The organism is Rhizobium sp. ZPR4 (assembly GCF_040215725.1).
Lineage (GTDB): Bacteria > Pseudomonadota > Alphaproteobacteria > Rhizobiales > Rhizobiaceae > Rhizobium > Rhizobium rhizogenes_D.
On record NZ_CP157968.1, the window covers coordinates 783,452 to 800,686 of the forward strand.

Sequence of the window (17,235 nt, forward strand, 5' to 3'; positions counted from 1 at the left end):
AAAATCCGCCGATTCCAATGTATTTTAAATAACATAAGTGGCTTGTATCATGAATATTTCGGCTTGTTGAATGCGGTCGCCTATAACAGGCCTTCGCTACGGGCGCGCTTCTATCTGACGCGGGTTTCTAAAGAGCATTAGGTGTCCGGCCTTGCATGCATTTCGGCCGTCAGCCATCTTTCGAGCGCCAGCGCATCCGGTCTTCCGGCGATATGCGGCGCGATCCAGAGCACCATGCGGCGCGGGCCTGGCAGGAAGCCGAAAGGTGCCACCAGCCGTCCGGAGGCGAGCTGGTCGAGCACCAGCATCTGCGGCACCACCGCCATGCCAAGGCCGCAGGCGGCTGCCTGGATCAGCAGATAGAAGTGGTCGAAGGCTGCCTGTGGCGTCAGATGCAGATCCGCCTGCCCAGCAATGGCCTGCCAGTCGCTCCAGGCTTGCGGTCGTGTCTGCGTCGAGAGGATCGCGGCATGTTCCATATCACCGGGACGCAAGATGCCGGAGCGGCTCAGATATTCTGGCGAACAGACAGGACCGATGGCCTCGCCGCCGAGCTCCCGGATGATCGCATCCTTCGGCGGATCGATGACGCTCGAGCGGATGGCGAGGCTGATCTTGTCGCGGACGAAGTCGACCTGGTCGTAGTTCATGTTGAACTGAAGGGCGATATGCGGATGGCGCTCGTGGAACTGGCCGATGCGCGGAATGATCCAGCCCATCATGATCGAGGAGGAACAGGAGAGCGTCAGCGGGCTTGGGCGGACCCGCTCGACGCTTGCCTGCATCAGGCCGAAGGCGCTCGCCAGCCCTTCGGCCAGCCGCAATCCCTCCGGCGTTGGCTCGGTCGAACGCGCCCGGCGGGTCACGAGGATGACGCCGAGCGTCTCTTCGAGGCCACGAATATGTCGGCTGATCGCGCCATGTGTGACGCAGAGCTCGTCGGCGGCCAATGTCATCGACCTGTGCCTGGCGGTCGCTTCGAATGCCTTGAGGGCATTCAATGATGGGAGAGGGCCGCTCATTTTTTCGATTCCGCTGCGTCATGATGTGATTTTTCCTCACATGAAGGAGAGATTAAATCGTTTGCCTGCAACTTGTCCATCCCGTTAGAGATCAAGGTCATTCGAAGGCGCATGCGGCCGAAGGCAGGAGTTGGAAGGGAAGTCGGAGTTTCCGTTCTGTCAGCGACGCAAGCGGATCGCTGCGTTGTCAAGATTTCAGCACGGGGGGAGGGATTTTCATTGCAGCCCGGTAATCAGGAAATGTCACAGGTCGAGCGCTCGGCCATATCAAAGGTGTCTAAGCGGCTGGTGCCGTTCATCGCCTTGATGTTCTTCATCAACTTCCTTGACCGCACGGCGATTTCCTTCGCCGGGCCGAACGGCATGACGACGGATCTGGCGCTGACGGCGGCGCAGTTCGGTTTTGCTGCCGGCATCTTCTTCTTCGGTTACATCGTTCTCGAAATCCCGAGCAATCTTGCGCTCCATAAATACGGTGCGCGCCGCTGGCTTGCCCGCATCATGGTGAGCTGGGGCATCGTTGCGCTGCTCTTCACCTGGGTATCGAGCGCGACAGAGCTCTATGTGCTGCGCTTCCTGCTCGGGGTTGCCGAAGCCGGCTTCTTTCCAGGCGCGATCCTGTTCCTGAGCATGTGGGTGCCGGCCAAGCATCGCAGCAAGATCCTGGCACTGTTCTATCTTGCCCAGCCGCTGACAACCGTCGTCGGCGCGCCTTTCGCGGCGATGCTGATCCAGATGCACGGTCTCTTCGGCCTGGAAGGCTGGCGTGTCATGTTCTTCGGCGTTGCCATTCCGGCCGTCATCGTCGGCATCATCACCTGGTTCTACCTTGCTGATCGGCCTAATGACGCGAAATGGCTGACGCAGGCCGAGAAGGATTGGCTGAACCGGGAGCTTGCCGGCGAGGAAAAGGCAAAGGCGGCCGCCCATGGCAAGATGACCGGTCTCGCCTTGACCGATGGCCGGGTGTGGCTGCTGTCGATCATCTATTTCGGCCTGATCTACGGCCTCTATGCGCTGGCCTTTTTCCTGCCGACGATCATTGCCGGCTTCGAAACGAAATTCGGCACCAAGTTCGATGTCTTTGACAAGGGGCTGATCACGGCCATTCCCTATCTGCCGGCGGCATTCGCCCTGTTCTTCTGGAGTCGCGATGCGTCCAGGCGCGGCGTTCGGCCATGGCACATCGGCATTCCGGCCCTGGTTGGCGCCTTCAGCATTCCAGCCGCGCTCTATATGGGCTCGCCTGAAGCGACGATCGTCATGATCACATTGACGGCCTGCGCGATCTTTTCCGCCCTGCCGAATTTCTGGGCCATTCCGTCGCGATTTCTGACCGGGCCGGCGGCTGCGGCCGGTATCGCCCTGATCAACACGATCGGCAACATTGCCGGCTTTGCCGCACCCTATGTGACCGGCGTCGTCAAGGATGCGACGGGTCTTTATGAATTGCCGATGTTCATCGTCGGGGCGCTGATGCTGCTATCGGCGCTGCTGGCCTTCTCGTTGAACGGCAGAGTGAAAGAGCCGGGGCTTGTGGCATCGGCAAACAAGGGCTGATGCTGTCCAAAGCAGAGACGAGTGAAATTCGATGGCGGTCATGTCTGTGACCGCCATCGTCATTTTCTATAATAGGCCCGGACTTATGAGCTCCGAGGCGTGAGATGAATTCCGGCAAGTGTGCATCGAACGGAACCGCCAGCGCGCTCGATGGTCGGGAGATCGAAGGCGATAATCCTTGCATGCCGCTCGATTGCCGTCCGCTGATTGTTGTCCAGTGCGGCCAGCGCCGTTGTTGAAAGCGCGAGGATCCGGCCTTCCGTACCCTGCAGTTCGATGGCGTTCCCGGCGAATTCGGCGATTTGCCTGTTCGTCAGGTGGATGACGTCCCGGCCGGAGCGCTGCAGGCGGGCAAGGATTTCATCGCGCCGTCTTGAGTCCGTTATCAAGCCGCTTCCGATCATGGTGAAATTCGTCGCCACGCACATCAGAACATTGGTGTGATAGACGGGGACTCCTTCATCATCGCGCGCATCGAATAACATTGGCTCGAAATTGAAATGAGTGCAGAAGCGCTCGAGTGCGATCGGATCGGTCCGGTCGGAGCGGACGGCGTAGGCCACCCGGTCGATATGATCTAGCACCATGGCGCCGGTGCCTTCAAGGAACAGCCCATCGGGTTCCAGCCCGGAATAATCGATGACGTCTTGGACACGGTAGCGCTGTTTCAACATGTCGACAACGTCGCTGCGTCTCTCGCGGCGGCGGTTTGGCACCTTCATGGGGTAGATGGCGATGTGTCCGCCCGCATGGGTCGAAAACCAATTGTTTGGAAAGACCGAGTCGGGTGTTTCCACGCCGTCGTCTTCGAATAAATGGACTGTCACCCCTTGGCGCTCGAGCGCTTCGGCGGCACGTGTGATCTCTTCGAAAGCCTGAGAGGCGAAATTGTCGCTCGCCGTCGTTAGGAGCTGGAAACGATTGTCGGCCGCCGTCTGGGTATTGACGGTAAAATGATGCGGACGAACCATGACCACGGCTGACGGCGCTTGCACGGAATAGGTGGCGTGTGCCATCGCTTCGTCCTCAGCCCGCCCGCAGCAGCATGCCGAACAGATCGCGCGGATCGTCCGGGTCGGCGATGATGTCGAGCTTCTGGAAGTAGTCTGTGCCGGCCAGCTTTTCGCGGACGTAACGCAGGGCTGAGAAATCCTCGATCGCAAAGCCGACGCTGTCGAACAGCGTGATCTGCCTATCGCTGCGGCGGCCCTGTGTCTGGCCGCTGACGACTTGCCAGAGCTCGGTGACCGGATAGTCCGGGTCCATCTGCTGGATCTCGCCCTCGATGCGGGTCTGCGGCGGATATTCGACGAAGGTGTCGGAGCGCAGCAGGATATCGCGATGGAGTTCCGTCTTGCCCGGGCAGTCGCCGCCGATCGCGTTGATGTGCACGCCGGCGCCGACCATGTTGTCCGTCAGAATGGTCGCGAATTGTTTGTCGGCCGTGCAGGTGGTGATGATGTCGGCACCTTCGATGGCGGCTTGAGCCGAGGTGCAGGGCACAAGCTTCAGGCCGGTTTTCGCAAGGTTGCGTACGGTCTTTTCCGTCGCCTTCGGATCGATATCGTAGAGGCGGACTTCCTCGATGCCGAGAACAGCCTTCATCGCCAATGCCTGGAATTCGGCCTGTGCGCCATTGCCTATCAGGGTAAGGCGGCGCGAATTGGCCGGTGCCAGGTGGCGAGCCGCCATGGCCGAGGTCGCTGCGGTGCGCAGCGCCGTCAGCAGCGTCATTTCGGTCAAAAGCACGGGATAACCGGTCGCAACCTCCGCCAGCAGGCCGAATGCGGTCACTGTCTGCAACCCCTGCGCCATGTTCTTCGGATGGCCGTTCACATATTTGAAGCTGTAGACCGCGCCATCGGACGTCGGCATCAGTTCAATGACGCCGTCATGCGAATGGGAAGCGACGCGGGGTGTCTTGTCGAAAAGATCCCAGCGACGGAAATCCGCTTCGATGGCGTCCGTGAGTTCAATGAGCACGGTTTCGATGCCGACATGATGGACGAGCCGCATCATGTTCTCGACGCTGACGAAGGGAATGAAAGCTCTTTCCGATGGGAGCGGTGCGGACATTCTCGTATCCTCGATGGAAATCATTTCCCATAGGGTACCAAGCGGATCGATTGACTGAAATCGCAAAACTGTGCCAGTTTTGGTATGAGTTTGCACAAATTGCCCAGTATTTTTGACCGAAAAGACAAGAGCAGGATCGCGCGATGACGCTCGCCAAATATATTCCCGATGATCTCGACCGGCGTATCATCGCTCATCTGCGCGCCGATGGCCGCGCTTCGCTTTCCAAGCTATCGGATGCCTTGGGTGTTGCGCGCGGCACGGTGCAGAACCGGTTGGATCGGTTGATCGATACAGGCACGCTGCTCGGCTTCACCGTAAGGGTTCGGGAAGATTATGAGGAGCAGACTGTGCATGCCGTCATGATGATCGAAGTCGTCGGGAAATCGACGACACAGGTCATCCGCAAGCTGCGTGGTCTGCCTGAGATCTATTCATTGCACACGACCAATGGCAATTGGGATCTGGTCGCCAATATCCGCGCAACCAGCCTTTCGGACTTCGACCGCGTGTTGCGTGAGGTGCGGATGATCGATGGTGTCGCGAACAGCGAAACCAGCCTGTTGCTGAGTAGCCTCTGACAGGCACCTTGAAGGTTGCCGCCCCTGGCCGGCTATTATAAACGGCGCGCGCGTAATATGCGCTTCCAAAGGGTGCCGCCCAGGAATCGATTGAACAGGATGAAATAAGCGACGATGAGAGCGAAAAGCAGCAGGGCCGGCAGGCCATTGAGCTGGAAGCCGCCCTCCGTCCTGCCGCCGAAGATCGACGCGATGATATAGCCGAAAACTGCGAAGGCGGTGAAAAAATCGAAAATGGCGGCAAGCACGATGCGCCAGGTGGCTGGCTGCGGTGCGGGGTTTGTATCAGACATTGTTGGACCCTGTCTTATTGGCAAAAAAGGTGTCGGCGGGAGCGCACGGGCTGTTGGCCGACGGACCACATCACCGATACATCCAATAGGGCAGAGCTTTGTCAATCGCGCTGGCAGCCATAGCAGATGCGGCGCTGGATGCAGCGAGCCGTTTTGATTCTTCCCCGGCGATCGGTCATCAGCCAGCCGAGCCGAACGGAAGCCCAGGCAGGCCATGCCGCGCAGCTTGAAAACTCACGGCTTGTTGTTATGATTTCGTATGGAACTTACTTTGCTCGCCTATGCCCTTGCCTGGACCGTGCTCGGTCTGATCGTCGTGACGACGGTCGTCCCGGTCGGGACGAAGTATCCGTTCATGGCAATGGCGAGCATCGACAGTGTCATTCCGTTCGGCCTTTTGGGATTTCTGTTCGTGATGGCTTATCCCGAAGACCGCCGCATCATTGCTCTTGTGTGCATATTGGTCGCAGCTGCAAGCGAGTCGCTTGCGTTGATCCTGCCGCAGAAGCGTCTCAGGATCGAGCGCGCGATCTTGAAAGTGCTTGCGACGGTGTCAGGTCTGCTTTTGGGCGCGTTATTTATGGAGTGCATGCTGCAGGCATCGTAATTGCCTACCGCAATCAGGCCATTCGAACCTCATACATCTCTTGCGGTTTCTCAGAGCGAACCAGTGCTCCTATGTTCCATATACAACTATCGGTCAGATGGTTTGCCGCTTTGGCTCTCCAGCCGATAGCGATGCCCTGGATAAACCAGTCGCGCCGTAGAGACGATACCGCGCGCCGACCATGTGCGCCTCCAGATCGTCAGGCAGGGTTCGGTCTTCAAGATCGTCAGCAGCTTGCATTCCCAAGCCTGCGGCATGACGGCTTCGACGACATGTTCCGAGCCGCTTAAGGGGGCGACGGCTGAAAGATAGGCGTTCGGCGTCATGTCGGTGAAATCCTGCTGCAGATAGTCGGGTGCAGCCTCTGGATGGACATGCCGGTCCTCGATCTGTACCGGCACGCCGTTCTCGCTATGCACGATCAGCGAGTGAAAAACCGGTGATCCGATGTCGAGTTCCAATGCGTCGGCGACATCCGGCGATGCGGCTTCCCGGGCCAGCACGATGACGCTTGCCTGATGGGAATGGCCGCGTTCGGCGATTTCCTCGGCGATGTTTCGGACCTCGAACAAGGCCGATGCCCCCTTGCGCTCGGCGACAAAGGAGCCGACCCCCTGAATACGAACGAGCTCGCCTTCATTGGCCAGTTCTCGCAGTGCGCGATTGGCCGTCATCTTGCTGACGCCAAGTTCGACAACCAATTCGTTTTCGGAGGGAACGCGATATTTGGGCGGCCACTCGCCACTATGAATGCGGTCGAGTATCATCTGCTTGACGCCGGCATAAAGAGGGGCGGCATCATTTTCCGCCAGTTCGCGTTTCATCTCGCCGGACCGCTTCATTGCCCATTCCCTTTGCACCGAGTGAATCTGCCTCGAAAACAACTTTCCCACTTGCATATCATAAATTATCACATATGGTACCCTATACAACCTCGCAATCAACCCTAAAATTTAATTGGGACAGCGGGCAAGCCGGCGAAGATCGGTAGGAAGTGCTGCAAGGCCTGTTTCAACCTCAGAGGAGCTCTACACGATGAAATTCAGTGCAATTCTCTTGTCAGGCGTCATGGCTGCCGCCGCTTTTGCGGCTCCGGCTGTTGCCAAGGACTGGAAGACGGCGACGATCACCCTGGAAGGTGCCTACGCCCCGTGGAACATGACGAACGCCGACGGTACGCTCGGCGGCTTCGAGCCGGAGCTTGCCAAGGTCCTGTGCGAACGCGCCAAGATCGACTGCAAGCTCGTGGCTTCCGACTGGGACGGCATGATCCCGGCGCTGAACGCCGGCAAGTTCGATGTGATCATGGACGCGCTGTCGATCACCGACGAGCGCAAGCAGGTCATCGGCTTCACCATTCCCTACGCTGCCACCCCGGCTGCTTTTGCGACCGCCAAGGATAGCCCGCTCGCCAATGCTGCAGGCACCGGCACCACGATCAAGATGACCCCCGGCCAGACCGGCGTCAAGGAAATCGACGTGCTGAAGGAAGCCTTCAAGGGCAAGACGATCGGCATCCAGGCCGCAACCGTCTATGCAAAGTTTGTCTATGACAATTTTGGCTCGATCGCCACGATCCGCGAATACAAGACCGGTGCTGACCGCGATCTCGATTTGCAGAACGGCCGTATCGACCTCGGCTTCGACGATGCGGTCTACTTCGCAAACGCCTTCGCCAGCGCGAACGACTCGCTTGCTTTCACTGGCCCGGAAATCGCCGGCTCCATCTGGGGCGAAGGCGAAGGTCTCGGCATCCGCAAGGCAGATACCGACCTGCGCGACAAGTTCAACGAGGCGATCAAGTCGGCTCTCGCTGATGGCACCATCAAGACCCTGTCGATGAAGTGGTTCAAGGTCGACGTCAGCCCGGAATGATCGGTGCGGCCTGCGGGCCGCTATTTTCGGTCTCCGGCTTTGCGGCCGGGGACCGCATGATATCCTGACGCCTGAAACTGCCACAGACAGGGATTGGATCTATGGCAAGCTTGCAATTGCTGGGCTTCGGCTCGAACGGGTGGGGCGCGCTGCTGCTCGTTGCCACCTTGATGACGCTCGCCGTCACGGCGACGGCTTTGGCCATCGGGGCCGTATTGGGCGCGATCATCGCTTTCGCCAAGCTTTCCGGAAGCCTGGTGCTGAAAACGCTCGGCAATATCTACACGACAGTCTTTCGTGGCGTTCCCGAGCTCCTGATCATCTATCTCATCTATTTTGGCGGTTCGTCGGCGGTGACATCGATCGGCAAGTGGCTCGGTTATGAGGGCTTTCTCGGCCTGCCATCCTTTGCCGCGGGTGCTCTCGCCGTTGGCATCATTTCCGGCGCGTATCAGGCAGAGGTTTTCCGCGGTGCCTATCTCGCCATTTCCAAGGGCGAGCTTGAGGCTGCGTCTGCAATCGGCATGCATCGTGGCTTGCGCCTGCGCCGTATCATCATTCCGCAGGTGGTACGCTACGCCATTCCCGGCCTCGGCAATGTCTGGCAGCTCAGCCTCAAGGACTCGGCTTTGATTTCGGTGACCGGCCTTGCCGAGCTTATGCGCACCAGCCAGGTGGCTGCCGGCTCCACACGCCAGTATTTTCTCTTCTTCATCGCCGGCGGCATTCTCTATCTTGTCCTGACCAGCCTGTCGGATCGCATCTTCAACAAGGCCGAACGTCGCGCCAATCGCAGCATGCCGGCTGCGACGATCGGCCAGGCTTGAGGAGGAAGACATGGATTTCGATTTTCTTTCGAGCACGATGGTCACGCTGCTGAAGGCAGTGCCGATGACATTGCTGCTGTTTTTCCTGTCGATCCTCTGCGGCGGCATTCTGGCGCTTGTCATCGTCGCGATGCGCGTCAGCGGCAATCCGATCCTGTCGGGCTTTGCCAAGGGCTATATTTTCGTGTTTCGCGGCTCGCCGCTGCTGATCCAGATGTTCCTGGTCTTCTACGGCTTGGCGCAGTTCTCCATCATCCGCTACTCCTTCCTCTGGCCCTTCCTGCGCGAGCCGGTCGTCTGCGCAATCTTGTCGCTGGCGCTCTGCACCGCCGGCTACTCGGCGGAGATCTTCCGCGGCGGCATCCGTGCCGTTTCGCCGAAGGAGATCGAAGCGGCCCGCTCTATCGGCATGTCGCGCTTCCTGCTCGTGCGCCGCATCATCGCGCCGATTGCTTTCCGTCATGCGCTTCCGGCCTATTCGACCGAGATCGTGCTGATGATGAAGTCGACGGCGCTCGCAAGCCTCGTCACGGTCTGGGAGGTCACGGGCGTTGCTCAGCGTCTGATCTCGCAGACCTATCGCACAATGGAAGTCTTCATCTGTGCCGCGATCATCTACCTTGTGCTGAATTTCGTCATTCTGCAGGCCATGGCTCTGCTGGAATATTCTCTGTCCCGCCATCGCCGCGCGATCCCGCCGGCGTTGAAGGCTTAAAGCTTACTGGAGCAGGCAAATCATGCCAGGTGTCACCCGACTTTCCGTCCGCAACATCCGCAAAAGCTTCGGCACTCATGAAGTCTTGCGCGGCATTTCCCTCGATGCTCAGGATGGCGACGTGATTTCGCTGCTCGGCGCTTCCGGCTCGGGCAAATCGACCTTCCTTCGTTGCATCAACCTCCTCGAAATCGCCACCGATGGCGAGATCTGGGTGGATGGCGAGCAGATACGCATGATCCACAAGAATGGCAAAAGCTACCCGGCGAGCCATAAGCAGGTGGATCATATCCGCTCCGAGCTCGGCATGGTCTTCCAGAGCTTCAATCTCTGGTCCCATATGACCATTCTGCAGAATATCATCGAAGGTCCGGTTCATGTCCTGAAGCGTCCCCGCGCGGAATGCATCGCCGAGGCTGAAGCGCTCTTGGAGAAGGTCGGCATTGCCGACAAGCGCCATGCCTATCCCGCCCATCTTTCCGGCGGCCAGCAGCAGCGTGCAGCGATTGCCCGCGCGCTTGCCATGAAGCCCAAGCTTATGCTGTTCGACGAGCCGACTTCGGCGCTCGATCCGGAACTCGTCGGCGAAGTGCTGCGCGTTATGCGTTCGCTTGCCGAAGAGGGAACGACGATGCTTGTCGTGACCCATGAAATGAGCTTTGCCCGCAACGTCTCCAACCGCGTCGTCTTCATGAAAGAGGGCCTCGTCGAAAGCACCGGCACGCCGGACGAAATGTTTGGTGGTGGCGCGTCGCCCGCCTTCCGCCAGTTCATTGGCCATTTCGGAAACGGACAATGACCGTCAGCATCGACAAGCCATTGTCTTGGTGTGACGTCGCGCGCGTCGGCGCCGGCGAGCCGCTCTCTCTTTCCGATGCTGCCTGGGAACGCGTTGCCAAGGCAGCCCGCATCGTCGAGCGCATTGTCGAGACGGGCGTGCGTGCCTATGGTGTCAATACTGGCGTCGGTGCCCTCTCCGATACGGTGGTCGACCGTGATTCCCAGAGCCGGCTATCGCGCAACATCATCCTCAGCCATGCCTGCGGCGTCGGTCCCTTATTGCCGGCCCGCGAGGTCCGCTCGATCATATCGGCACAGATCGCCAATTTCGCCCATGGCCATTCCGGCGTGCGGCCAGAAATCGTCAGGCATTTGGTTGCGTTTCTCGAGCACGACTGCATTCCGGAAGTCCCTTCCAAAGGCTCTGCCGGTTATCTCACGCACAATGCCCATACCGCCCTCGTGCTGATCGGCGAGGGCAGGGCTGCCGTGAAGGGCAACTCTATGAGCGGCGCCGAAGCGCTGGCTGCAATCGGCTTGACCCCCTTGGTGCTTGGCGCCAAGGAGGGCTTGAGCCTCGTTAACGGCACGGCCTGCGCCACGGGATTGTCGGCGCTCGCAGTCTCCCGCGCGGAACATCTGCTTGATTGGGCCGACGCGATTGCAGCGCTGACGCTCGAGGCGGCGGGTTGCCAGATCACGGCCTTCGATGAAAACGTATTGGCGCTGCGCCCATCGGCTGGTATCGCCAAGGTTGGGCGCAGGCTGCGCAGCCGCCTGAATGGCAGCGGTCTCGTCGCTGCCGCATTGGGGCGGCGGACGCAGGATGCGCTGAGCCTGAGATCGGTGCCGCATGCCCATGGTACGGCCTGGGACGTCTTTGAGCAAACTGCCCGCATCGTCGATCAGGAACTGGCTTCCGTGACGGACAATCCGGCGGTTTCTGGTACGCCGGAGCGGCCGATCGTTTCCTCCGAAGCCCATGCCGTTGCGCCGGCCCTCGGTCAGGCGGCTGACAGTCTTGCGATCGCGATCGCGCAGATATCGGCGATGAGTGAGCGGCGGATGGATCGTCTCGTTAATCCTTTGGTGAGCGGCCTGCCGCCGTTCCTTGCGAGCGATGCCGGCAGCCACTCCGGTTTCATGATCGCGCAATATACGGCTGCGGCCCTCAGCAATGACAACAGGCGTTTGGCTGCGCCCGCATCGCTCGATGGTGGCCTGACCTCCGGCCTTCAGGAGGATTTCCTCGCCCATCCCACGGCTGCCGCCAACAAGCTGCTCGCGATCCTCGACAATGCCGAATATATCCTCGCGATCGAATTGATGGCAGCCGCGCAGGCTCATGACTTCCTTGCCTCGCAGGGGACGCGAGCGCCGGGCACAGATCGCCTCCACGCCGTTGTCCGCTCGCGTGTTCCTCTCTATGGCGACGATCGTCCGCTGAATGCCGACATGGAGGCGCTGCGGGATCTGATTGCCCAGACCGTGCCTCCTGCCGAACAAGAAACTGGAGCCTAAATTGTCCGCGGAATTCGACGTTGCCGTCATCGGTCTCGGCGCGATGGGAAGTGCTGCCCTGTCTTTCGCCGCCGCGCGTGGCGCAAAGGCAATCGGGATCGAGGCGCATTTTCCAGCTCATTCCCTCAGCTCTTCGCATGGCGACAGCCGCCTGATCCGCCTCGGCTATTTCGAAGATCCGTCCTATGTTCCCTTGCTGAAACGGGCCTATCACAATTGGCGTTCGCTGGAGGAGAGACTGCGTGCCGAGATTTTGACGGTGACAGGCGTCCTGCAGATCGGGGCGCCGGACAGCAAGATCGTCAGCGGCACGCGCGCTTCCTGCGACATGCATGGATTGCCGCACGAGATCCTCGACTGTGACGCCATGAAACGCCGCTTCCCGGCTTTCGCGCTTGAGGAGGGCGAGGTTGGCCTGCTCGATCCGCAGGGTGGCTATGTGCGCCCTGAGGCCGCAATCATGGGCTATCTCAAGCTTGCGGCGGAAGATGGTGCGGTCCTGCATTTCGGCGAGCGCGTTGTGGCGATCGACCCTGATGATAGCGGCGTGACGGTCGTTTCTTCGACCGGGCGATATCGTGCCCGCAAGGTGATCGTCGCAACCGGCGCATGGATTGCCGAGTTGGTGCCGCAGTTAAAGGCACATGCCCAGCCGATCCGACAGGTGGTTGCCTGGTATCAGCCAAAGGACGGTTTTGTCGCCGAGCCGCAGCGCATGCCCTGCTTCCTGCGGGATGAAGGCGCCGAAGGGTCGTATTTCGGCTTTCCGGCGATCGGCGTCGATGGCGTGAAAATCGGCCGCCATGCTCATTTCAGGGAGCCGATCGATCCCGTCTTGCCCAATCCACCGGTCAATGATGCCGATACCGATCTGCTCGACAGCTTTGCCCGCAAGCGCTTGCCGGAGGCAGCGTCGTTCCGCGTGCGGGCGACGACCTGCCGTTACACTATGCTGCCGAGTGAAGATTTTCTCATCGATAGGCTGCCTGGGCAGCCGAATGTGGTGGTCTCGTCGGCTTGTTCCGGCCATGGCTTCAAGTTTACGAGCGTCGTCGGCGAGATCCTCGCCGACCTGGCGCTTCAAGACGGCAGCGCACTGCCGACGGCCCTCTTCTCCTTTGAGAAGCATTTTGGCGGCCAATCGGCTTAGCCGCCAATTTCGCAGATGGTCTAGCCGATCGTCATCCGTCGCAGGACATCCGATTTGAAATAGAAGTGCTGAACAAGCGCTCCAAATATGTGAAGTACGACGACGATCCAAAGCAGCGTCTTGATCGGACCGCCATGGACGAAGGCGGCGGTATCGATACCGAGATAGTAGGCTGCTATTCCCGATAGGGGCATTGCGAAGATCAGCGCATAGAGCAGGAAATGCGTGATGCTTGCGATGTAGTGCAGAAACGCGGGCTGACCGTCTGGCAGCGCTGGGACATCGGACACCAATCTCAAGCCAAGGCGCAGGATAGCCAGCAGCAGAATCGCGATACCGGCATAGGCATGGATATTGGCGCTGGCAATATCGGCCGGCGTTGGCGTCTGGCCATGACGCACAAGACGCCGCCATGCGTTCATACCGTCGGGAAACAGGAGATTGAAAAAGATGAGGATGGCCATGAGCCAGTGAAGAATGCGTTGCGGAGCAGAGTAGGTCGATCTGGCAGGCATCGGATCTCCTTAAATTGGAATTGTTCTAAAGGTAGAGCATGATTCTAACGAGAACCTGAATGCCGCCGCTGGCATTTGGAAGCATATCCTGGACAACCTTATGAGGGTTCTCCGGGGCGCTCCTATCAGCTCAGGACGGCGCGGGGCTGACGGATATGGTCGCGATACCGATCGTTCCGGCAGTCCGCTCGCTCGTTGTCCGATCATATCGCGGCAGGTCGTTTGATTCCGGTACTGGAGGATTGGAGCCTTCACCGATCTGATCAGGGATAAAAATGCGCCCGGCGGATTACGATAGAAAGATTAAATTTCAGACAGGCGCTCCGTCATATATTGCGAACTATATCGAGATGATCGATCACAATGCCGGTCAGGCTATCGCCATCGTGCTTGATGAAGCAGCCGGCGCAATCGCGCGCTGGCGAACGACTGACTCAATGAGGAGTTTGTTATGGATCAGAAGATCGAAGCCGTTCTTGAAGCCTATCATGCACTTATTCGCGAAGAGCACAGCAAACCCAGGGAAATGCCGCCGGGCGGACGCGACGGTGGCCAGGATCGCCGGCTGAGGGCCCTTGGACCCGAGACGGGTCGCTTCATCAACATTCTGGCGAAAAGCCTGAAGGCGCCCACCATTCTCGAACTTGGCACATCCTTCGGCTATTCCGGCATCTGGCTGGCCGAGGCTGCGCGCGCAAGCGGGGGAAAGCTCATTTCCATGGAGCTGCATGCCTACAAGACCGAATTTGCCAGGGAGATGGCCGAGAAGGCGGGTCTGTCGGAGCATATCGACTTCCAGATCGGCGATGCCGTCGAGATGATCAAGGCGCTTCCCACCGGCGTCGATTTCGTTCTCGTCGACCTGTGGAAGGATCTTTATATTCCGTGCCTGGAGGCTTTCTATCCCAAGCTCAATGCCAGTGCGATTATCGTTGCCGACAATATGTTCATGCCCGGCAATGACGATGTGAAGCGCTATGGCGAGGCTGTTCGCGCCAAGCCGGGCATCACATCCGTTCTGCTGCCCGTCGGCTCCGGCATCGAAGTCAGCCGCTACGATCCCGTTTGAGATGCAGAGTTCGGCGGCGGCCACATTCTTGAGACCGCCGCCGACTTGTCGTTACTTGCCGGCATCCTTGGCCGCCTTCTCGATCACCGCGGCAACCTTTTCCGGCTGCGAGGCGAAGACGGCGTGGCTTGCCTTGATTTCGGTCACATCGCTGCCGGCACGCTTTGCCATGTCTCGCTCAAGCTCGGGATTGATCGAGCGGTCATTCGTCGCCACGACGGCCCAGCTCTTCTTCGCCCACCAGGCCGGGTCGCCGACCTTGGAGGTAAAGGCGGCCTTTGATGCAAAGACCTGCGATTTTGCCAGGAAAGCGGCTTCGTCCTTCGGCAGATCGGCGGCAAAGTCAGCCGCGAAGGTTGCCGGGTCGATATAGAGATATTGGCCGTCCTTGGTTTCGCGGATGTTCATGCTGCCTGCCGGCTTCGAGCTTGCGAGGCTGATCAGGCTTTCGCCCTTGTCCGGCTGAAACGCAGCGACATAGACGAGACCGGCAACATCCGGGCGATTGCCGGCTTCGCTGATGACCATGCCGCCATAGCTGTGGCCGACGAGCAGGCTCGGCCCCTTCTGAAGATCGAGCACGCGATTGGTGGCTGCGACATCGTCCGCGAGCGAGGTGATCGGTTCCTGCACGACCGTGACGTTGAAGCCGTCCTTTTCGAGGATATCGGCCGTCTTGCGCCATCCCGAACCATCGGCAAGGGCGCCGTGAACGATGACGATGTTCTTGACCTCGGCCGCCTGCGCGGCAAAGGCAAAAGTGCTTGCGGCAAGGCCAAGGGCGGCGATGGAGAGGAAACGGGTCTTCATGGGTGTAGCTCCTGTCAATTGTGGTTCATGCTTGAGGTGAAGAGGGCATTTCAGCCGAAGGTGAAGGCGTAGGCCTGGACCCCGGGATCGAGAAAGCGGATCTGGAAGTTGCGGGCGGTGACGTCACCCGACTGACGGACGAGCTGATAGAGCTTGGTGGCGGTCACGGTGCCATTGCCGTCGGCGTCGATATCGGAGCCGTGATCGGCGCCAGGCGCCTTTCCGTCCACGGTAACCCGGAAGCGGATCGGCTTGCCATCGGTCGCGGGGCCGAGGACGAGATGCAGGTCGCGGGCGCTGAAGCGGTAAGTGATGCCGCCGCCTGCCTTGCCGAGCGATGCCTGTTCCGGGCCGACCGTCCAGGTGCCTGCCAGACCCCATTGGTTGAGGCCGGGATTGGCAACGGAATAGTCGGCGGCGGTGTCGGCCTTCACGCCTTCCGGGGAGACGAAACCTGTGGCCTGGCTATAGCCGACATAGGTTTCGCCTGAGCGGATATGGCCAAGGTCGGGGCTTGCTTCCGCACCCTTCGCATCGGGAACGACCGGGCCGCTTTGAGCCATGTCGCTGCCGGCTTCACGCAGGAGATCCTGGATTGCCTGTTCGGTCTGGCGATAATTGCCTTCACCGAAATGCTGGTAGCGCACCTGCCCCTTGGTATCGATCAGATAATGGGCAGGCCAGTAGTTGTTCTCGAAGGCGCGCCAGATGCGGTAGTCGTTGTCGATCGCGACGGGATAGCCGATCTTGAAGTCAGTGACCGCCTTCTTGACGTTATCGACATTCTTCTCGAAGGCGAACTCCGGAGCGTGGACGCCGATCACGACGAGACCCTGATCCTTATATTTTTCCGCCCAGGCACGAACATAGGGAATGGTGCGGATGCAGTTGATGCAGGAATAGGTCCAGAAGTCGACAAGCACGACCTTGCCGCGAAGCTCGGCCGTCGTCAGCGGCTGCGAGTTCAGCCAGGTGACTGCGCCATTGAGGGAAGGGGCAGCACCTTCGATGGGAAGATCGCTGTGGAACGGGCGAGCCGCATCTGTCGCGACCTTCATGGCGCCGTTGCTGGCAACCTCGGTTTCGGGAGCTGATGCCTTGGAGTGCAGCTTCTCCAGCAAGGCCTGTTCGAAGGAGCCGGTGCTTGCATAGGAGAGGCGAGCCAGCAGGCCGGTATCGAGCCCAAGAGCGATGGCTGCAACGCCGGCCAGAACGGCCGCTCCCGCAACTTTCCGGATGCGCTCGCTGACGCCGAGGGACTGCTTCATGCGGGCAAAGATCCTGCCGCCGGCAAGTAACGCAACGGCAAGCGAGGTCGCGGCACCGGCACCATAGGCAAGCAGCAGGAATGTCGTCTGCAGATTGGCACCCTTTAAGGCAGCACCGGTCAGGACGAGACCCAAGATCGGGCCGGCGCAGGGTGCCCAGAGCAGGCCGGTCGCAATGCCGAGCACGAAGGAGCTTTTGACGCTTGCAGCCGCGCGCTGAGCACCGGCGGCGTTCAGGAGATTGTTGCCGAGATCGACGGCTGGCCGCGAAAGCGCTGACGCTATGCGCGGTGAAATCAGGCTCAGGCCGAAGAGCCCGAGCAGGACGATTGCCGCGAGGCGGCCATATTCATTGGCGCGGATCGCCCAAGCACCGCCGACCGCAGCCAGCGTCGCAACGATAGCGAAGGTGAGCGCCATGCCTGCAAGCATGGGCAGCGTACTCCTGACGAAGGGCTGTCCGGCGCGGGCAAAGACGAAGGGGAGGATGGGCAGGATGCACGGACTTAAGATCGTCAGCGCGCCGCCGAGATAGGCAATGATGAGAAGCGTCATCGTCTTGTTCC

General features: G+C 59.8%; 18 protein-coding genes. 10 read left to right on the plus strand and 8 right to left on the minus strand.

Annotated elements, in window-relative coordinates; all coding sequences use genetic code 11:
* Positions 1-137: 137 nt before the first annotated feature.
* Positions 138-1,022, minus strand: a complete 885-nt coding sequence (locus tag ABOK31_RS23145) for a LysR substrate-binding domain-containing protein (protein WP_349961093.1) — start codon at positions 1,020-1,022, stop codon at positions 138-140.
* A gap of 240 nt (positions 1,023-1,262) precedes the next feature.
* Here ABOK31_RS23145 and ABOK31_RS23150 point away from each other — a divergent pair, with 240 nt between their 5' ends.
* Positions 1,263-2,582 carry an MFS transporter gene (locus tag ABOK31_RS23150; protein WP_349961271.1) on the plus strand — a complete coding sequence of 440 codons (1,320 nt, stop codon included), beginning with the start codon at positions 1,263-1,265 and terminating at the stop codon, positions 2,580-2,582.
* An 83-nt stretch (positions 2,583-2,665) separates the two neighbouring features.
* Here ABOK31_RS23150 and ABOK31_RS23155 read toward each other — a convergent pair whose 3' ends face one another.
* Together ABOK31_RS23155 and ABOK31_RS23160 are read right to left on the minus strand one after the other, a co-directional pair.
* Positions 2,666-3,598, minus strand: a complete 933-nt coding sequence (locus ABOK31_RS23155) for an arginine deiminase-related protein (RefSeq protein WP_349961095.1) — start codon at positions 3,596-3,598, stop codon at positions 2,666-2,668.
* 10 nt (positions 3,599-3,608) lie between these two features.
* Positions 3,609-4,658 carry an ornithine cyclodeaminase gene (locus ABOK31_RS23160; RefSeq protein ID WP_349961096.1) on the minus strand — a complete coding sequence of 350 codons (1,050 nt, stop codon included), beginning with the start codon at positions 4,656-4,658 and terminating at the stop codon, positions 3,609-3,611.
* A gap of 143 nt (positions 4,659-4,801) precedes the next feature.
* Here ABOK31_RS23160 and ABOK31_RS23165 point away from each other — a divergent pair, with 143 nt between their 5' ends.
* The gene (locus ABOK31_RS23165) at positions 4,802-5,239 is read left to right on the plus strand and encodes an Lrp/AsnC family transcriptional regulator (protein ID WP_174181942.1); all 438 of its coding nucleotides are present in this window, start codon (positions 4,802-4,804) and stop codon (positions 5,237-5,239) included.
* A gap of 35 nt (positions 5,240-5,274) precedes the next feature.
* On the opposite strand, the gene ABOK31_RS23170 is transcribed toward ABOK31_RS23165, so the two are convergent.
* Positions 5,275-5,532 (minus strand): hypothetical protein, encoded by a 258-nt coding sequence (locus ABOK31_RS23170; RefSeq protein ID WP_349961098.1) that lies wholly within the window; start codon positions 5,530-5,532, stop codon positions 5,275-5,277.
* 259 nt (positions 5,533-5,791) lie between these two features.
* On the opposite strand from ABOK31_RS23170, the gene ABOK31_RS23175 reads away from it, so the two are divergent.
* Positions 5,792-6,139, plus strand: coding sequence for a hypothetical protein (locus tag ABOK31_RS23175; protein ID WP_174181946.1), 348 nt, complete (start codon positions 5,792-5,794; stop codon positions 6,137-6,139).
* Positions 6,140-6,225: 86 nt separating this feature from the next.
* Here ABOK31_RS23175 and hutC read toward each other — a convergent pair whose 3' ends face one another.
* A complete protein-coding gene (gene hutC / locus ABOK31_RS23180; RefSeq protein ID WP_349961099.1) occupies positions 6,226-6,981 on the minus strand; it encodes a histidine utilization repressor in 756 nt (251 codons plus the stop codon).
* A 193-nt stretch (positions 6,982-7,174) separates the two neighbouring features.
* On the opposite strand from hutC, the gene ABOK31_RS23185 reads away from it, so the two are divergent.
* From ABOK31_RS23185 to solA, 6 genes are all read left to right on the plus strand, one after another.
* On the plus strand, positions 7,175-8,014 hold the full coding sequence (locus ABOK31_RS23185; protein ID WP_174181950.1) for a transporter substrate-binding domain-containing protein: 840 nt from the start codon (positions 7,175-7,177) through the stop codon (positions 8,012-8,014).
* A gap of 101 nt (positions 8,015-8,115) precedes the next feature.
* Complete coding sequence (locus tag ABOK31_RS23190) at positions 8,116-8,841, plus strand: ABC transporter permease subunit (RefSeq protein WP_174181952.1); 726 nt, start codon at positions 8,116-8,118, stop codon at positions 8,839-8,841.
* 10 nt (positions 8,842-8,851) lie between these two features.
* Complete coding sequence (locus ABOK31_RS23195; RefSeq protein WP_174181954.1) at positions 8,852-9,556, plus strand: ABC transporter permease subunit; 705 nt, start codon at positions 8,852-8,854, stop codon at positions 9,554-9,556.
* Positions 9,557-9,578: 22 nt separating this feature from the next.
* Entirely contained in the window at positions 9,579-10,355 is a 777-nt protein-coding gene (locus ABOK31_RS23200; RefSeq protein ID WP_174181956.1) for an ATP-binding cassette domain-containing protein, read from the plus strand.
* Positions 10,352-11,857 (plus strand): histidine ammonia-lyase, encoded by a 1,506-nt coding sequence (hutH, locus tag ABOK31_RS23205; protein ID WP_349961102.1) that lies wholly within the window; start codon positions 10,352-10,354, stop codon positions 11,855-11,857. Before ABOK31_RS23200 ends, hutH begins: the two co-directional genes overlap by 4 nt.
* Position 11,858: 1 nt before the next feature.
* A complete protein-coding gene (gene solA, locus ABOK31_RS23210) occupies positions 11,859-13,007 on the plus strand; it encodes an N-methyl-L-tryptophan oxidase (protein WP_349961104.1) in 1,149 nt (382 codons plus the stop codon).
* A gap of 20 nt (positions 13,008-13,027) precedes the next feature.
* Here solA and ABOK31_RS23215 read toward each other — a convergent pair whose 3' ends face one another.
* A complete protein-coding gene (locus ABOK31_RS23215; RefSeq protein WP_174181962.1) occupies positions 13,028-13,522 on the minus strand; it encodes a cytochrome b/b6 domain-containing protein in 495 nt (164 codons plus the stop codon).
* A 451-nt stretch (positions 13,523-13,973) separates the two neighbouring features.
* On the opposite strand from ABOK31_RS23215, the gene ABOK31_RS23220 reads away from it, so the two are divergent.
* A complete protein-coding gene (locus tag ABOK31_RS23220; protein ID WP_349961106.1) occupies positions 13,974-14,591 on the plus strand; it encodes a class I SAM-dependent methyltransferase in 618 nt (205 codons plus the stop codon).
* A gap of 51 nt (positions 14,592-14,642) precedes the next feature.
* Here ABOK31_RS23220 and ABOK31_RS23225 read toward each other — a convergent pair whose 3' ends face one another.
* Both ABOK31_RS23225 and ABOK31_RS23230 read right to left on the minus strand, forming a co-directional pair.
* Positions 14,643-15,401 (minus strand): alpha/beta hydrolase, encoded by a 759-nt coding sequence (locus ABOK31_RS23225; protein ID WP_349961108.1) that lies wholly within the window; start codon positions 15,399-15,401, stop codon positions 14,643-14,645.
* Positions 15,402-15,451: 50 nt separating this feature from the next.
* The gene (locus tag ABOK31_RS23230; protein WP_349961110.1) at positions 15,452-17,224 is read right to left on the minus strand and encodes a cytochrome c biogenesis protein DipZ; all 1,773 of its coding nucleotides are present in this window, start codon (positions 17,222-17,224) and stop codon (positions 15,452-15,454) included.
* Between the last annotated feature and the right edge of the window lie 11 nt (positions 17,225-17,235).

Coding starts and splice junctions, on each gene's coding strand:
- ABOK31_RS23150 (WP_349961271.1), top strand. CDS start 1,263: ATGTCACAGGTCGAGCGCTCGGCCATATCAAAGGTGTCTAAGCGGCTG.
- ABOK31_RS23190 (WP_174181952.1), top strand. CDS start 8,116: ATGGCAAGCTTGCAATTGCTGGGCTTCGGCTCGAACGGGTGGGGCGCG.
- ABOK31_RS23215 (WP_174181962.1), bottom strand. CDS start 13,522: ATGCCTGCCAGATCGACCTACTCTGCTCCGCAACGCATTCTTCACTGG.
- ABOK31_RS23200 (WP_174181956.1), top strand. CDS start 9,579: ATGCCAGGTGTCACCCGACTTTCCGTCCGCAACATCCGCAAAAGCTTC.
- ABOK31_RS23230 (WP_349961110.1), bottom strand. CDS start 17,224: ATGACGCTTCTCATCATTGCCTATCTCGGCGGCGCGCTGACGATCTTA.
- ABOK31_RS23220 (WP_349961106.1), top strand. CDS start 13,974: ATGGATCAGAAGATCGAAGCCGTTCTTGAAGCCTATCATGCACTTATT.
- ABOK31_RS23185 (WP_174181950.1), top strand. CDS start 7,175: ATGAAATTCAGTGCAATTCTCTTGTCAGGCGTCATGGCTGCCGCCGCT.
- ABOK31_RS23225 (WP_349961108.1), bottom strand. CDS start 15,401: ATGAAGACCCGTTTCCTCTCCATCGCCGCCCTTGGCCTTGCCGCAAGC.
- ABOK31_RS23155 (WP_349961095.1), bottom strand. CDS start 3,598: ATGGCACACGCCACCTATTCCGTGCAAGCGCCGTCAGCCGTGGTCATG.
- ABOK31_RS23170 (WP_349961098.1), bottom strand. CDS start 5,532: ATGTCTGATACAAACCCCGCACCGCAGCCAGCCACCTGGCGCATCGTG.
- hutH (WP_349961102.1), top strand. CDS start 10,352: ATGACCGTCAGCATCGACAAGCCATTGTCTTGGTGTGACGTCGCGCGC.
- ABOK31_RS23145 (WP_349961093.1), bottom strand. CDS start 1,022: ATGAGCGGCCCTCTCCCATCATTGAATGCCCTCAAGGCATTCGAAGCG.
- ABOK31_RS23175 (WP_174181946.1), top strand. CDS start 5,792: ATGGAACTTACTTTGCTCGCCTATGCCCTTGCCTGGACCGTGCTCGGT.
- ABOK31_RS23195 (WP_174181954.1), top strand. CDS start 8,852: ATGGATTTCGATTTTCTTTCGAGCACGATGGTCACGCTGCTGAAGGCA.
- ABOK31_RS23165 (WP_174181942.1), top strand. CDS start 4,802: ATGACGCTCGCCAAATATATTCCCGATGATCTCGACCGGCGTATCATC.
- ABOK31_RS23160 (WP_349961096.1), bottom strand. CDS start 4,658: ATGTCCGCACCGCTCCCATCGGAAAGAGCTTTCATTCCCTTCGTCAGC.
- hutC (WP_349961099.1), bottom strand. CDS start 6,981: ATGAAGCGGTCCGGCGAGATGAAACGCGAACTGGCGGAAAATGATGCC.